Source organism: Novosphingobium terrae (assembly GCF_017163935.1).
Taxonomy (GTDB): domain Bacteria; phylum Pseudomonadota; class Alphaproteobacteria; order Sphingomonadales; family Sphingomonadaceae; genus Novosphingobium; species Novosphingobium terrae.
Genome location: NZ_JABVZR010000001.1, coordinates 3,129,779 through 3,145,739 on the forward strand (window position 1 = coordinate 3,129,779; position 15,961 = coordinate 3,145,739).

Here is a 15,961-nt window from a genome sequence, read left to right on the forward strand (position 1 = left end):
CGGGTTATTTCACAGAATTGAAATAAAGTTTCCGTGACTTGGTCATTTGTGTGGCAATTTTAGACATTTCGTCCTGAAAATGTCACTTTTGGCCGCTGGAGCACTGTGTAAACTCGGCGATCTTTCGCGCAAGCGGCGCTGTCCATTTGTTGCTGTTGCGTGAAAAATTGCAACTCTGCACAAAATACCAATTGACACCGCTTCACAGGGTGATCCGCCCCTTAGTCGATGAAGCCTGAGTCCGGCAAGCCCTTATTGCACTGCAACATACAAAACACATAGCAACGCCAACGCCCTAACCTTGACGTCAAAGGGCTTCTGGGGCATTTGCGGCCTTACGGCGATGGATTTCCGCCGGGCATCATGCCGAACCGCCTGCCCAGTCAAACCTTGGCAGGCTGATGATTCCTACCTTTCGCCGTCTGGCAACAAGGAGGAATCATGCGCGCTACATTCCAACGTCTTTTCCATGCCCTGGCCCATATCGGGCTGCATCGCGCCCTTGCCGCCTTACGCCTGCTGCTGGTGCTGATCGCGATGGCCGCTGTGGTGGGCTCGCTCTGCGCCGCTTTCCTCTGGAGCCTGGATGCGGCGACCCACTTGCGTTTTGCGCATCCGTGGTTGCTGTTTTTGCTACCTTTGGGCGGTGCGGTGGTCAGCCTGCTCTATCGCTGGCTGGGGCAGAGCGTGGAGGCCGGCAACAATCTGCTGATCGACCAGATCCATGAGCCCGGCGGCGGCGTGCCCTTGCGCATGGCGCCGCTGATCTTCGCGGGCACGGTGATCACCCATCTGTTTGGCGGATCGGCGGGGCGCGAGGGCACGGCGGTGCAGTTGGGCGGATCGCTGGCCAGCACAGCGGCAAGGCTGGCACGGCTCAATGCACGGGGGCTGCGGCTGATGCTGATGGCGGGCATTGCGGCGGGTTTTGGTGCCGTGTTCGGCACGCCGCTGGCTGGCGCGGTCTTCGCGCTGGAGGTGCTGGCGGTGGGGCGGATCGAAATGGCCGCCCTGATCCCCTGCCTGATCGCCGCGCTGGTGGGGGATTGGGTCTGCGGGCTGTGGGGCATTCAGCACACCGCCTATCGCATTCCCTTTATGGCCTGGCCCAATGGCGCGGCGCCGCTCGATCCGCTGCTGGTGATCAAGGCCGGATTGGCGGGCGTGGCTTTCGGCCTGGCGGGGCTGGCTTTTGCCGAGGCCAATCATGCGCTGGGCGGCTGGCTCAAGAAGGCGATGCCGCATCCTGCGCTGCGCAGCATTGTCGGCGGGCTGGCGGTGATCGGCCTGACCTATGCGGTGGGCACAAGGGCTTACCTTGGGCTGGGCGTGTGGTCGCCCGATCCGAACATGCCGACGATTGCCGGCTTCTTCACCGCACCTGCCGGGCCGTGGGATTGGGCGCTCAAAATGCTGTTCACGGTGGTCACACTGTCAAGCGGCTTCAAGGGCGGCGAGGTGACGCCGCTGTTCTTTATCGGTGCGGCGCTGGGCAATGCTCTGGGCGTGGCGCTGGGGGCTCCGGTGGATCTGTTCGCGGGTCTGGGCTTTGTGGCGGTGTTCGCGGGGGCGGCCAACACGCCGCTGGCCTGCACGATCATGGGGCTGGAGCTGTTCGGCGCGACGCATATGGTGCCGATCGCGGTGGCCTGCTTCGTCGCCTGCCTGTGCTCGGGCCATAATGGCATCTATCTCTCGCAGCGGATTGCCCTGCCGAAATTTATGGGCCGCCCGGTGCCGCAAGGCACGACCTTGCGCGACGTGCGAGGCCGCAGACACCGCCGCAAGAGCTGATGGAGCGGTCGGACGGAACGACAGGGCGCCACTGAGGTTTCGTCGGGAGACGTTATGGGAGCGCGAGGGCCCGGAGCATGTCTCTTGAGATATGCGACCAACCAAAGACTCTCCCCTCGCATTTTTCTTCCTTCTTACTTGCCTACCCCTTCGCTTCTTCCCAAACCTGACCCTCCCTCCAATCGCAGGACCTGAACGCATGCGGCTCGACGATTTCGACCCTAACGACGTGGATGTCGAGGATCAGCGCGGCAAAAGCGGCGGCTTTGGCGGCTTCGGAGGCTTTTCCGGACAGGGCTTCCAGCTAGGCGGCGGCAGTCTGGGGATTGGCGGCATTGCCCTGCTGATGGTGGGCGCCTGGGCGCTGGGGATCAATCCGCTCAGCGTGCTGGGGCTGGTGAGCGGCGGCGGCGAGCAGCAAGCCTATGCCCCTGCCCCGCAACGCGCGCCCGTGGAGAGCGGCAAAGACGCCGCCAGCAGCTGCACGGTGGATGCCTTCAGCAAGGAAAGCTGCAATGCGCTCTCCTCGCTCAACAAGACATGGCGCACGCTGTTCGCCAGCCGCAACCACAGCTTCGACAAGCCGAGGCTGGTGTTCTATTCGCAGCGCGGCTCATCGGGCTGCGGCGCGGCGCAGAGCGCGATGGGGCCCTTTTACTGCCCGGCGGATCAGGGCATCTATCTCGACACCGATTTCTACCGCGAGATGGATCAGAAGCTGGGCGCGGGCGGCCAATTCGCGCGCGACTATGTGATCGCCCATGAATATGGCCATCATGTGCAGAAGCTGCTGGGCACCTCGACCAAGGTCACGCGCCTGCAACAGGCCGATCCCGATCAGGCCAATCCGCTCTCGGTGCGGCTGGAGCTGCAGGCCGATTGCTATGCCGGTGTCTGGGCGGCGCGCAACAAGGACCGGATGGAAGCGGGCGATATGGAAAGCGGCCTCAACGCCGCGCATCAGATCGGCGACGATGTGCTGCTGAAGGCAGCGGGCCGCACGCCGGTGGAGGCGGCCTTCACCCATGGTTCCTCGGAACAGCGGATGCGCTGGCTGCGCAAAGGTATGGAAACCGGCGATCCGGGCCAGTGTGACACGTTCAAGGCGGCAGTGCTCTAACCCCGAACAAAGAGAGGCGGCCCGGCAGCAGAACCGGACCGCCTTGAAGGTTGGGGGTATCAGATCAGAAGTGGAAGATCACACCGCCCATCGGGCGCAGGCTGTGGAAGTCCACCGTATCGAGCTGGAGGCGCAGGCGCGGCCCGGCGCGTCCGGTGGCCCCCTTCAGGCCGATGTCCTTGGGGCCGACTTCGACACCCACGCCATAGACCCAGTTGCTGTGGTCGCTGAAACCGCGGTTGCTGTGCGGGTTGATCCACTCGTAACCGGCCGAGACATAGATCAGCCCGCTGTCACCGGCGCGGGCGCCGACACGGCCCTTCACGCCATATTCCCAGTTGATGTCGTTGAAGCCCTTGGTGCCATTGCCTTCAACGCCGACGAACACCGGCCCCAGCGGCACGTTCACACCGGCCACGCCGCTGATCAGCGCACCATTGAGCGTGCCGTGATTGGGCGAAGTGCCGAACTGGCTGCGATGGTCGAAGCTTTCGTAGCCGCCGAGCACGCCGACATAAGGCTCGATGCCAAAAGCCTTGGAGCCGTCGGGCGACCTGGGGCCGCTGTCGTCGGGCGCGGGGGCGTCAGCGGCGGGAGGCGGGGCGCTGTCCTGCGCGAAAGCGGCAGCGGGCACAAGGCTGACGCATGCAGCCGCCAGAAGAGCGAATTTTTTCATTTGCACAACTCCAATAACGCTGAACAATGTCCAGCATCCTGCGAACTATCCAGATCATCTGGTTACATATTGAGATAGAAGGAGAGCGGCCCGATCATCGGCCAATCCTTCCGGCAGGCGCACCTGCAAAACGTCAAACCTATTTCATTCCTTGCTCCACAATCACCGGTTCATCATGGAATCGGTGCGTCGGGTCATCAGGACCGTCATGGGATGAAGCCCAGGGGACAGCGCTGGTTCCCCCTTCAGGCAAAGCCGCGCACAACTGTGACATTTATGCTGCAACTGCAATTTTGACTGAAAAGCTTGGGAAAGTTGGCGCGTATTACCGTGCGAAACCCCCGTTTTCCGGGCGAAAAGGCCGCCTCCCCAACCCCGGCCTGCCACATGCACGGCCGGAATTGTAACCTGAACGGCTCGTTGTCCTGCGCGGAAAGCGCGGCGGATGGATGGAACCTTCCGGCGACAAAGAAAGACGCAGATGAATGATTTGCGACGGATCAGGCGATTGCACGGCGGCGCGGGGCCGGGCATAGCAGGGCTCGTGAAACGCTTTACGCCCCCCCATCGCTCGATGAGCCTGGCCCTGTGCCTGATGGCTCTTTCCGTCACCAGCGGCTGCGCCCATTTCCGCGAGGGCGCCGAGCGCGCGCGGGGGCAAGACGACACCGCAACCCGGCCCGAGGCACAGCCCGAACCGGCACCGGCGCCTGAACCGGCCCCCGTCGCGCCTCCGCAGCAGCCGCGCCGGGCCGAGCCCGCGCCGACGCCTCCCCCGCCCCCTGCTCCTGCTCCTGCGGCACCGGAGCCTGCGCCTGTTACGCCTGCTCCCACTGCGGAACCGGCTCCTGCTCCTGCGCCCGACACCAGCAAGGCCGATGCCGCCGCGCGCAAGGCCGAGGCTCGCGACCGCAAGGCTCAGGCCGCCGCAGACGCCAAGGCCCAGCGCGCTCAGGATAAGGCGGCGCGCCACGCCGAAAAGGCCGCCCCCGAGGCTCCCGCCCCAGTGCGCGAACCCATTCCGGACGCGGCTCCGGTTGCCGCAGCCCCCCCGCCACCGCCCCCCGCTGCCCCGGCAGAGGCAGCCGCTCCGGGCAGCGCCAATGCTATCGTCACTTTCGCCAGCACCCCCGGCACCCATTGCGGCGCCTGCGAGACGCTGAAAATTTCCGTCTCCCCCGGCGGCAAGGTGCTGATCGAGCGCGGGCACTTCTCCGGCGGCAGTGACTGGCGCTATCGCCGCTACACCGCCCGGGTGAAGCCCGAACAGGCCGCAGCCTTCTCCGCCAGGCTGACCGCCTATCGCCCGCAGGGGCGCCAGCTCGCCGCTTGCACCGCTCCGGCAGGGCGCGACAGCGGCGTGGTCGTGGAGTGGTTCGAGATGGGCCGCCATGACCAGCTCAACGTCAGCTTCGCCTGCAATGCGCAGATCGCCGAGGCAATGCGTTCTGCGCCCGATCTGCTGGGGTTGAAGCAGTTGGACTTCCCCTGGAAGCCTTCACGGTAATGAAGTTAGAAGGGTAGATGCGAGGGTGTTACACCCTCGCGCTCCCATGACGTCTCCCGACGATAAGGCAGTGGCGCCGAAATGGAGTGCCCGGGCTCTCCACCTGCGCAACATGGGGCGCCGCAAGCATGAACACCCTAAAGTGTTGCACCATCATGTCCTGCCTGCGGCGCGGCAATCTGGGCGCAAGGCCGAACCCGATGCGCCACGTAGACAGTAAAGGGAGCGCGAGGGTTATGACCCTCGCATCTTCTCTACCTGCAACCCCTTACAGATAACGCGCCAGCTCACCCAGCTTGGCCAGTTCCTCACGCGTAGCCCGCGGCAGCGGCCCGACCAGATCTTCCAGATGGTGTTCGATATGGTCGGTCACCAGCAGCGTCTTGGTCTTGTCCAGCGCCGAGACCACCGCCTGCATCTGCTGCGCGATCTGCAACCCGTCGCGCCCTTCGCTGACCATCTCGATGATCTTGGCGAGATGGCCCTGAGCGCGTTTCAGCCGGTTGAGCAGATCGGGGTTGGCGGCATGGCTCATGGTGGGTCTCGTCAGCGGGGGATATCGAGCCAGCCATGCACCGCGACATAGAGGCCGACAACCAGAATCAGCAGCCCCGAGGCATAGGGCGCGCGGCGCACCAACTCCCCGAAACCATCCCAACGGCGCGCGATATGCTTGATGCTGAGGGCGGCGATCACGCCTGAGCTGACCATGGTGAGCGCAAGGCCGACGCTGAAGCCCAGCACCAGCACCGCCCCCAGCACCAGCCGCTTGAGTTGCAGGCAGAGCAGCAGCACGGTGATCGCGCCGGGGCATGGCACAAGACCGCCGGTGAGGCCGAAGATCACGATCTGGCCGGTGGTGACATTGCGGCTGGCAAAGCGGCGGCGGATATCCTCGGCATGGGCGCGTTCATGGGCATCGGCGTGATGGCCAGTGATGAGTTCGAGGCCGTGTTCCTCATCCGCTGTCATGGCGGAGGCGTGGTGGTGGTCATGATCGTGGTGATGGTGCCCGTGCCCATTATGACGATGGTCGTGCCCATGCGCATGGCTGTGTCCATGGTGGTGGTCATGTCCATGATCGTGGTGGTGATGGCCGTGCTGCTCGCGATGGATACGCCACAACATCCACAGCGCCATTGCCGCGATCATCAGACCTGAGGCGAGCTGAAAATAGGGCTGGGTGCTTTCGGCGTTCAGCCCGCCAAGCAGCCACATGCCGCCCAGCGCCACCAGCCAGACCACCAGCGTATGCGAAAGCGTCGCGGCCAGACCCAGCAGCACCGCCTGTCTCACCGTGCCGCGCACAGCGATGATGAAAGCGGCCATCATCGTCTTGGAATGGCCCGGCTCCAGCCCGTGGAGCGCGCCCAGCAGAATGGCGATGGGAATGAACAGCCAGCTGTGCGTGGCGCCCTGTTGCAGAAGCTCGGTCAGATTCGTCATGCCGGTGGCCTAGCAGCATCACGGCATGAATCCTATCCCCCTGGGGGGGATATATCGATGGGCCAAAAAAACGCTCCGGGGCGGCGGAGGGATGCCACCCCGGAGCGTATTCTGCGCCGCCAGCGCCTCAGCGCACGGCGGCGGGGAGCGTCTCTTGAGCCAGATGCAGCACCTTGCTGGCCTGCTCGTCACCGGCCTGAGCGCCCAGAGTCAGGCGATAATCGCCCGCCTCGATGCGCCAGTTGCGCGTGGCCGCCTGCCAATGGGCCAACGCATGGATTTCGACCGGCAGGGTGAGATGGCGCGTCTCGCCCGGGGCCAGCTGCACGCGGCCATAGGCCACCAGTCGCGCCGTGCCGCCGCCCGGCAGCGTGGCATAGATCTGCGGCACGGCGGCGCCCGCCACCTGCCCCTTGTTGGTGACATCGAGGCTGACCATCGGGCCCTTGGCGCCTTGCGTCACCGCAAAGCCGCCGAAGGCGAATTGCGTGTAGCTCAGGCCGTAACCGAAGGGGAACAGCGGCTTCAGGCCCTGCTTGGCGTACCAGCGATAGCCGACATCGGCGCCCTCGCGGTAATCCACCACGAAGCTCTTGGCCTGACCGCCCGCCGAACCGGCGTTGGAGGCTGCATCATCCGCCTTCACGATCTCCAGACCGATGGGCGCCGGACGCGGAGCCTGCGCCTCGCTGGCCGGGAAGGTGATCGGCAGATGACCCGAGGGATTGACCTTGCCCAGCAGGATGTTGGCGATGGCCTCGCCGCCGCGCTGGCCGGGATACCATGCCGCCAGCACCGCGCTCACCTTGTCGAGCCAGGGCATCAGCACCGGGCCGCCGCTTTCCACCACCACCACGGTCTTGGGCTGGGCGCCCGCAACCTGCGTGATCAGGCCATCCTGATCGCCCGGCAGCTTGAGGTCGAGAATATCCTCGGCCTCGGTGCGCCATTGCGTCGCGAAGACCAGCGCCAGATCGGCCTGCTGTGCAGCCTGAGCCGCCGCAGCCGGATCGCTGCCATCGACATAGGTGATCTGCGCCGAGGGCAGCAGCGCGCGCAGCGCTTGCAGCGGCGAGGAATTGTGCCATGTGGTGCGCGCGAAACCGGCAGCCGGTCCGCCCTTCAGCGGAATTTCCACCGGCACGCCGCCGACCGAACGCACCTGCGAGGAACCGCCGCCCGACAGCACGCCGACATCGGCATGGCCGCCGATCAGCACGATCTTCCTGGCGCTGGCGGCCAGCGGGAGCACACCCGCGTTCTTGAGCAGCACGATGCCCTCTTCCGCCGCCTTCTGCGCCACATCCGCGTGAGCGGTGTAGTCGATGGGCTGGGCCGTCACCGGCGTGGGATTGTCGTAAAGGCCGCTGGCGAAGATGCCGGTCAGCACGTTGCGCGCCATGGCGTCCAGCTGGCTGGCGGGCACCTCGCCCTTCTCCAGCGCGGCCTTCAAAGGCTCGCCGAAGTAGATTTCCTTGTCCAGCTCCTCACCCGACTGCTGGTCGAGGCCGGACATCGCGGCTTTCACCGTCGAATGCACCGCGCCCCAGTCAGACATGACGAAACCCTGATACTTCCAGTCGCCGCGCAGGATGGTCGTCAGCAGCTCATGGCTTTCGCAGGCATGGTCGGTGTTGACCAGATTGTAGGCGCACATCACCGAGGCGGGCTTGCCGCGCGCGATGGCTATGTTGAAGGCCAGCAGGTCGCTTTCGTGAAGCGCGGTCCAGTCGAGGTGCGAATCCGCGATCATCCGCCCCGTCTCCTGCGCGTTGAGCGCGAAATGCTTGACGGTGGAGATGATGTGGTTGCTCTGCACGCCCGCGATGCTCGCCCCGGCAAGGTTGCCCGCCAGCACCGGGTCTTCGCCCAGATATTCGAAGTCGCGGCCACCCCACGGGTCGCGCGTCAGATTGACGCCGCCGGCCAGCAGCACATTGAAGGTTTTCGCGCGCGCCTCGGCGCCAGCCATCCGTCCGCCTTCATAGGCAACGGTGCTGTCAAAGCTGGCGGCGGTGGCAAGGCTGGAGGGCAGAGCGGTGGCGACATCGCCCTTGCGCTGCTCGACCTGGTTGGCGACGCCAAGGCTGGCATCGCTCTCACGCAGGGTCGGGATGCCCAGATGCGGGATGCCCGGCATATAGCCTGCCGAGGGGATCATGTCCGTCGGCATGCCCGGCTTGCCCATGGTGAAGGGCGGAAAATAGGTGCGGACCAGCTGAAGCTTTTCAGCGCGACTCATCACGGCCAGCAGAGCGGTGGCGCGGGCCTGCGCATCCAGCTTGCGGTCCTGCCAGATGGGGTTGGTCTTCGCGGCGGTGGCGGGTTTGGCCGCAACGGGTTTGGCGGCAACCGGCGTGGCGCCAACAGGTAGGGCAATGGCCAAAGCGGCCAGCGCGATGGAGGCGAAAGTGATCGCGGGCAGGCGCATGGTCGGGCCTCATCAGGATGTAAGGAAAAAGCTCTCCGGCCCAGGAAAGGGCCGGAGAAAAGGGCACAGCCACCGCCGACGGGGGGGATCAAAACCGGCGGTGGCTGTGCAGGGCATCCGGGGAAGCTGGGCGCACCCCGGATGCAACATGGCTTAGAAGCTGCCGCGCAGGCGAACGCCCCAGGTGCGCGGCGGCTCATAGTTCGACAGATAGACCGGGCTCAGACCGTTCGTCGGGCCCGACACGCTGGCGCTGGTGCGGATGCGATGGTCGGTCAGGTTCTGGGCAAAGGCCTCAACCATATATTTGCCACCGGGCATGGTATAGGCCAGAGCGATGTCGATCTTGGCAAACGCCTTCTGCTGATCGAAGGCAGTGCCCAGCAGACCCTTGCCCGCCTGATCGGCAGGAGCATAGCGGCTGGCAACGTCACCGTTGAAGTAGGTCAGCCAGCTGCGGGTCTCATAGTGCAGGGTGAAGCGGGGCGTCAGCTTGCCGCCATTGTCCATCACAACATCATGCTCATAGGTCGCGGTTGCGGAGAAACGCGGCGCATGCGGCAGTTCGTTGCCCTTGAGGTTCTCGTAATTGGCCGGATCGTTGTTGTAGATGCGGTTGTCGACGGTGATCAGGTCGTCCAGCTTGGTCTTCTGCACCGTGGCCGCCAGGTTCAGGCGGTCATTGCGGGTGATGTTGGCCGTCAGTTCCGCCTCGATGCCGTAGGACTTGGCGCCCTTGGCATTGGTGGTCACGATCTGGCTGCCCACGATGTTGCCGTTGGCATCACGCGTGGTGATCGCCTGGTTGACCTGATAGCCGGTGAACTTGCTGTAATAGGCAGCAAGGTTCAGCGTGGCGCGGCCACCGAAGAAGCGCGACTTCGAACCGATTTCATAGTTGGTCAGCGTCTCGGGGCCGGCGAGCAGACCGCCGTCCTCGATGTTGCCCGACTTGAAGCCGGTGCTGACGCTGGCATAGGCCAGGGTGGTGTCGGTCACCTGAGCGTCGGCGCGAGCCAGCCACGTCACCTTGTTCCACGAACCATGCGTGTCGTTGGGCGAGATCGACCAGAGGTTGCCATACTGCGAGGTCTGGGCGTTCAACTGGTTGACCACATCCTGCGCATTGCCCGCACCGTTGAGGTCGATGCCGTAGATGCCCTGAATGTTCGGAATGGCAGCGGCGCAGGCAGCGGCCTGAGCGCCGGTCAGGGTCGAGGGGCAACCCGCGAAGGTCACGTTACGGCCGCCGACGTCACGCTTCTGGTCATGCGTGAAGCGCAGACCGCCGGTGAAGTTGATCTTGTCCGTCGCGTGCCAGATGGCCTGACCGAAAGCAGCAGCGGAGTCGATCGAACGGTCGGCCTGGATGAAGGTGCCGGCCCAGTTGAAGGTGCCGTCACGATAGCCGTTGCGCTGGTCGATGTCGAAGCGGATCTTGTTGACTTCGTGGCTGTAGTAGCCACCCAGAATCCAGTCGATGGCGTTCTTGCCGGTCGACTTGATCTGCAGTTCGTGGCTCCAGAAGTCATAGCGCGAGAAAGCCGTGCGGTTCTCGCCATAGGCGTCGACGGGGGCCGTCGGACCGGTGGGAGGGAAAGCGCCGGCATCGGCGTCGGAATCCGCCGTGCCGCCCACGCGCGACCAGCCGGCGATGTAGGTGATGCCGATGTGATCGGTCAGATCATAGCCCATGTTCGAGCGGATGCCGACCGAGTAGCGATCGGTCTGCGGCGCGGTGTCGATCTGGGCCGACCAGAACGACGTGCCGGGGCGCGGCGTCTGCAGCAGCGACAGGATCGGCGAACCATCGTCCTTGTAATATTCGGTGGTCAGATCCCAGTGGAACTTGGGCAGTTCCCAACGGGCGCTCAGGCGGGCCGACTTCTGGTCGCCGGCGTAGTAACGCTTGCCGCTGGTGACATAGGCCGAGGGGTTCACGCCCGGCACGTTGGGGGCGGGCTGATAGGCGATGTAGCCGTCATGACGATCGGTGATGAAGGCCGCACGCAGAGCGAAATTGTCGGTGACGGGGATGTTCAGCATGCCACGGATGCCGAAGCGGTTGTAGGCGCCGCCCACCACTTCAACCTCGGCCGACATCTTGTCGAACTTGGGCTTGGCGGTGACGAGGCTGACCGCGCCGACGGTGGCGTTGCGGCCGAACAGCGTGCCCTGCGGGCCGCGCAGCACTTCGACGCGCTCCATATCATACATCAGCGCCGAGGCGCCCTGGGCGCGCGGGCTGTAGATGCCGTCGACATAGATGGCGACTTCGGGGTCGGCCACTTCGGTGTAGGCGCTGTCGTTACCGATGCCGCGCATGGTCAGCAGGATCGCGCCCTGGTCGCCCTGCTGGGCGAAGTGAAGGCTGGGCACATACTGGGCCAGACCCGTCACATCCTTAACCTGCTGCTTGTTGAGCAGATCCTGGCTGAAGGCCGAGATGGCGATCGGCGTCTTGGAAAGGCTGGTTTCGCGCTTGGTGGCGGTCACCACGATTTCGGCGACCTGCGTGCCGTCATTGGACTGAGCCGAAGCAGGTGCCGTTGCGTTGAGTGTGTCCTGGGCGTGCAGAGCGGGCGTGAAAGCCACAACAGCCGCAAGCGCCGTGCTTGCGGCAAGCATATGCCGAACCATGTATCATCTCCCTGTTCCATGCCCGTTGGCATGTCTGATGGGCGATCTGTCTTGATTTGACATCGATGTCAACATGAGCGCATACGTTTCCGACATCGATGTCAAACATTCGCCACCAAGCGATGCAAAGCTGCCACACCGCTTGCACCGTGCTAGAAAGCGCCTAATCTGGCCCCGCCTGCCCTACAAAGGGCACGGGCGGGCGCCAGAAACGGGTCAAAAGGAAAGCATCGGGTCTATCGTGATCGTTACCATCAAGGATGTGGCGCAGCGCGCAGGGGTCTCGCCCAAAACCGTCTCGCGCGTGCTCAACAACGAGACGCATGTGCGTCCGCAACTGCGCGAGACCGTGCTGCGGGTGATCGAGGAGCTGAATTACAAGCCGAATATGTTCGCGCGCGGGCTGTCGAGTGCGCGTTCCTATCTGATTGGTCTGTTTATCTACGATCCCTATTGGTCGGGCTATGCCACGGATATTCAGCTGGGTGCGCTGCGCCGCTGCCGCGAACTGGGCTACCACCTGGTCATCGAACCGATCGATCCCTTTGTGGAGGGCGCTGCCGAGCAGGTGGTCGATGGCGTGGCCGGGCTGCGGCTGGACGGGGTGATTCTCCCCCCGCCGCTCTGCACCTTCGAGCCGCTGCTCAACCGAATCGAGGAGATCGGCCTGCCCTATGTCCGCATCTCGCCCGGGCAGGAGATGGATCGTTCCGCGCTGGTGGAGATCGATGAATTCGCCGCCGCCCATGATATGACCCGCCATCTGATCCAGCTGGGCCATCGCGACATCGGCTTTGTCGAGGGCATCCCGACTCACGCCGCCGCCGCCCGCCGCTATGCCGGTTTCGAGGCGGCAATGGCCGAGGCGGGCCTCACCGTGAACCGCGACTGGGTGATGCCCGGCATGTTCACCTTCCAGACCGGCTTTGCCGCCGCGGATGAGCTGCTGTCACGCAAGGGGCCCCTGCCCACCGCGCTGTTCTGTGCCAATGATGATATGGCGCTGGGCGCGGTCTCCGCCGCGCGCAAGCATGGGCTGGAGGCGCCTGCCGATCTCTCCATCGTCGGTTTCGACGATGCGCCCGCCGCGCGTTTCTCCTGGCCGCCGATCACCACCATGCGCCAGCCGGTCAGCGATATGGTGGCCGCCGCCGTGGATATGCTGGTCGATCCCAAATATCGCCGCGGCGTCAGCACCCATGGGGGCAAGGATGGCGACAAGCCGACCCCGCGCCTCCAGCTGCCCTTCGCGCTGGTGCAGCGCCAGAGTGCCGCCGCCCCGTGACATCTGCCGAGGCTGCGCCCCCTCCCCGCAAGCTGCGTTTCCTGCTGGCTTTCGCGCTGGCCTATGCCGGGGGCGTGCTCAGCTATATGCCGCTGCTCGGCTTCCTGCTGCCCGAGCGGATCGAGGCCATGGCGCATCAGGGCCGGATCGAGGCGCTCTCCACTGTGCTGGTGGCAGGCGCGGTGGTGGCCAGCCTGTCGAACATCGTGGCGGGCATGCTCAGCGACCGCGCTGTTGCGGCGGGACGCAGCCGGCGCGGCTGGATCGGCATCGGGCTGGCGGGAACGGCGCTGGCCTATGGCTGGGTCTGGGCCGCTCACGGGGCCGCTGAACTGCTGCTGGCGGTCTGCGCGGTGCAGGCGGCGATCAACTTTGTGCTGGCCCCGCTGCTGGCGATGCTGGCCGATGAGGTGCCCGATGCGCAGAAGGGGCTGGCCAGCGGCCTCACCACCGTGGCCCAGCCGCTCTCGATGGGGCTGAGCGCGGCGCTGGTGGCGCTGGAGCTGCATAGCGAGGCGCTGGCCTATCTGGCGCTGACGCTGCTGATCACCGGCATGGTGCTGCCGCTGCTGGCGACGCAGGCAAGATTGCTGCCCACTGCTCCCGCAACCGGGCAGATGCTGCAGCAACCCCTGCAGCAGCAGATCTGGCTATGGATCGCCCGCTTCCTGCCGCAGACGGCGATGAACGTCCTGTCCTACTATCTGATCTATTATTTCGAGGAGGTGAGCCATGGCCTGCCCGCCTCCGCACTGGTCCAGCAGGTCAGCATTCTGAGCGCCATCGCCACCACGCTGGCGGTGCCCTTGTCGGTTTTCGCCGGGCATTGGGCGCGCCAGCAATCACGCCGCCGTTTGCTGGCGCAGATCGCGGTGCTGGCCGCTGCCGCCGGTCTGCTGGTGATGCGTCTGGGTTATGACTGGCACTGGGGCTGGCAGGGCGCGGCCCTGGGCTATGGACTGTTTGCCGTGGGCACCCATGTGTTTCTGGCGATGCATGCCGCGCTGCTGGTGCAGGCCCTGCCCTCGCCGCGCCATCGCGGGCGCGATATGGGGCTGCAGAATCTCTCCAACACCGTGCCCTCGCTGGTCGGCCCGGCGCTGGCGGTGTCTCTGGCCTCAGGCGGGCATTTCGCCCTGCTGCTGGGCGTGCTGGCGCCGATGGTGGTGCTCAGCGCGCTGTCGCTGGGGCTGGCGAAGGTTTAGCACCCGCCAGCCCCGCGCGGGCCTTACACCAGAGCGTTGCGTTTGATCACCTCGCGATACCATGCCGCGCTCAGCTTGGGGGTGCGCTTCTGGGTGGCGAAATCGACGTAATGGATGCCGAAGCGCTTGGTGTAGCCATCGGCCCATTCGAAATTGTCCATCAGGCTCCAGAGGAAATAGCCCTTGAGCGGATAGCCCTCATTGGCGGCGCGGTGGAACTGGCCCAGATAATTGCGCAGATACATGATGCGGTCCACGTCATCCACGCGGCCCTCATGCACCGGGTCATCGGCAGAGGCGCCGTTTTCCGAAATGTAGACCGCCTTGGGCCGCCACATCTCGCTGACCTGACGCACGCCCCAATAGGCCACCTCCGGCCCGACGACCAGCCACGGCGAGGCCATGCGCGGCGAGGAGGCGATATGCGGGATCACCTCGTAACCCTTGGCATTGTCGGCAGCGCGCGCCCATTCCGGGGCGTAGACATTGATCGCCAGAAAATCGAGCGGGCTGCCAATGGCCGCCATATCGCCTGCCTGCACCTTGGGCGCATCCGCCCCGGCCTCGGTCAGATAGGAGTCGAGATAGCGCCCCTCCATGATCGCGGTGAGGAACATGGCATTGCGGTCGCGCGTGGCGCGCTTGGCGGCCTCAATATGCTCGGGGGTTTCGATGGCGGGCACATGGAAGACGGTGTTGTCAGCCAGACCGACCTGCACGTCCTTGGGCGCATGAGCGCGCACCGCCTGCACGCCCAGCCCGTGGGCCAGAATACCATGGTGGCGCACCTGATTGACCAGCTTGGGCGGCAGCTTCAGCCCCGGCGCATGGATGCCGTCCTGATGGCCCAGATCGGTGAAGCAGCGCAACTCGTTCACCGTCATGAAGTTCTTCACGCGGTCGCCCAGCGCCTTGGCCATCACACCGGCGTAATCGGCATAGGCATGGACGGTGTCGCGGTTCTGCCAGCCGCCGGGCAGCGCCTGAGGCAGATCCCAGTGGAACAGCGTGACGTAAGGCGTGATCCCCGCCGCCAGCAGTCCGTCGATCACGCGGTTGTAGTAATCCAGCCCGCGCTGGTTGAGCGTGCCCTTCCCCTCCGGAAAGATGCGCGACCAGGCGATGGACATGCGATAGGTCGACACACCCAGCCCCTTGAGCAGCGCAATATCCTCGCCGAAACGGTGATAGCTGTCGCAGGCCACATCGCCCGTCGAGCCGTCAGCGATCTTGCCCGGCGTATGGCTGAAGGTGTCCCAGATGCTGGGGCCGCGCCCGTCTTCCTTCACCGCGCCCTCGACCTGATAGCTGGCCGTGGCGCAGCCCCAGCGGAACCCCTCGGGGAAGGCCTGAGGTGCGGCGGCCGCAAAGGCACCCGGCCCATCCAGCGCCAGCCCCGCCGCCCCGGCAACACCCAGCGCGCGGGCCATATCGCGGCGGCTCAGCATGGTGGAACGGGCAAAGGTCTCGGGCGGCATATCAGGCATCCTTGTTCTTATGGAAACGGTTCGCCGGATGGCTCTGCGAAACTGACATCGATGTCAAGACTTGATTGGTGTAGAAGGATCAGCCTGTCACCAGCCCCCCGGCAGGAGCGCAAAACCGCTGTCACCTCCTGTTCAGGCCGAGGGTCTAGAAGGCAGTCATGAACGGAGTTCTGTGCATGCGCGGAGTGATCTTTGCCATACCGCTGTCTCTGGCGCTCTGGGCGGTGATCTATGGCATCGCCCATTGCGCCATCCCGGCGCCCGAGCGCCATGCCTTCGTCGCTCAGGCCTATGACGATCTGGCCGTGGCGCGCCATGATATGCACCGGATGCTGGTGCCGCGGGCCTCATAGAAACCGGCCCCGCATGG

12 protein-coding genes and 1 riboswitch are annotated in these 15,961 nt (G+C 64.9%); of the genes, 6 read left to right on the top strand and 6 right to left on the bottom strand.

The window, feature by feature from the left end; translation table 11 throughout:
* Window positions 1–330 precede the first annotated feature (330 nt).
* Window positions 331–418, top strand: a riboswitch (Fluoride riboswitch).
* Window positions 419–441: 23 nt separating this feature from the next.
* Window positions 442–1,794 (top strand): voltage-gated chloride channel family protein, encoded by a 1,353-nt coding sequence (locus tag HGK27_RS14010; protein ID WP_206241315.1) that lies wholly within the window; start codon window positions 442–444, stop codon window positions 1,792–1,794.
* Between the two features lie 199 nt (window positions 1,795–1,993).
* Window positions 1,994–2,914 carry a KPN_02809 family neutral zinc metallopeptidase gene (ypfJ, locus tag HGK27_RS14015; RefSeq protein ID WP_206241317.1) on the top strand — a complete coding sequence of 307 codons (921 nt, stop codon included), beginning with the start codon at window positions 1,994–1,996 and terminating at the stop codon, window positions 2,912–2,914.
* Window positions 2,915–2,978: 64 nt separating this feature from the next.
* On the opposite strand, the gene HGK27_RS14020 is transcribed toward ypfJ, so the two are convergent.
* Window positions 2,979–3,590, bottom strand: coding sequence for an opacity protein (locus HGK27_RS14020; protein WP_206241319.1), 612 nt, complete (start codon window positions 3,588–3,590; stop codon window positions 2,979–2,981).
* Between the two features lie 544 nt (window positions 3,591–4,134).
* Here HGK27_RS14020 and HGK27_RS14025 point away from each other — a divergent pair.
* Complete coding sequence (locus HGK27_RS14025; RefSeq protein WP_206241321.1) at window positions 4,135–5,097, top strand: hypothetical protein; 963 nt, start codon at window positions 4,135–4,137, stop codon at window positions 5,095–5,097.
* A 268-nt stretch (window positions 5,098–5,365) separates the two neighbouring features.
* Here HGK27_RS14025 and HGK27_RS14030 read toward each other — a convergent pair whose 3' ends face one another.
* The 4 genes from HGK27_RS14030 to HGK27_RS14045 form a co-directional block, all read right to left on the bottom strand.
* Window positions 5,366–5,632, bottom strand: coding sequence for a metal-sensing transcriptional repressor (locus tag HGK27_RS14030; RefSeq protein ID WP_206241325.1), 267 nt, complete (start codon window positions 5,630–5,632; stop codon window positions 5,366–5,368).
* An 11-nt stretch (window positions 5,633–5,643) separates the two neighbouring features.
* Window positions 5,644–6,543 carry a nickel/cobalt efflux transporter gene (locus HGK27_RS14035; RefSeq protein ID WP_206241326.1) on the bottom strand — a complete coding sequence of 300 codons (900 nt, stop codon included), beginning with the start codon at window positions 6,541–6,543 and terminating at the stop codon, window positions 5,644–5,646.
* A 127-nt stretch (window positions 6,544–6,670) separates the two neighbouring features.
* Entirely contained in the window at window positions 6,671–8,974 is a 2,304-nt protein-coding gene (locus tag HGK27_RS14040; protein ID WP_206241327.1) for a beta-glucosidase, read from the bottom strand.
* A 153-nt stretch (window positions 8,975–9,127) separates the two neighbouring features.
* Window positions 9,128–11,614 (bottom strand): TonB-dependent receptor, encoded by a 2,487-nt coding sequence (locus tag HGK27_RS14045; protein ID WP_206241328.1) that lies wholly within the window; start codon window positions 11,612–11,614, stop codon window positions 9,128–9,130.
* 241 nt (window positions 11,615–11,855) lie between these two features.
* On the opposite strand from HGK27_RS14045, the gene HGK27_RS14050 reads away from it, so the two are divergent.
* Entirely contained in the window at window positions 11,856–12,899 is a 1,044-nt protein-coding gene (locus HGK27_RS14050) for a LacI family DNA-binding transcriptional regulator (protein WP_241127162.1), read from the top strand.
* Window positions 12,896–14,104 carry an MFS transporter gene (locus HGK27_RS14055; protein WP_206241330.1) on the top strand — a complete coding sequence of 403 codons (1,209 nt, stop codon included), beginning with the start codon at window positions 12,896–12,898 and terminating at the stop codon, window positions 14,102–14,104. Before HGK27_RS14050 ends, HGK27_RS14055 begins: the two co-directional genes overlap by 4 nt.
* Window positions 14,105–14,127: 23 nt before the next feature.
* On the opposite strand, the gene HGK27_RS14060 is transcribed toward HGK27_RS14055, so the two are convergent.
* A complete protein-coding gene (locus HGK27_RS14060; protein ID WP_241127388.1) occupies window positions 14,128–15,549 on the bottom strand; it encodes a GH1 family beta-glucosidase in 1,422 nt (473 codons plus the stop codon).
* Between the two features lie 218 nt (window positions 15,550–15,767).
* Between HGK27_RS14060 and HGK27_RS14065 the strand changes: the two genes are divergently transcribed.
* Window positions 15,768–15,944: a hypothetical protein gene (locus tag HGK27_RS14065; protein WP_206241332.1), complete on the top strand. Its 177-nt coding sequence runs from the start codon at window positions 15,768–15,770 to the stop codon at window positions 15,942–15,944.
* Window positions 15,945–15,961 lie beyond the last annotated feature (17 nt).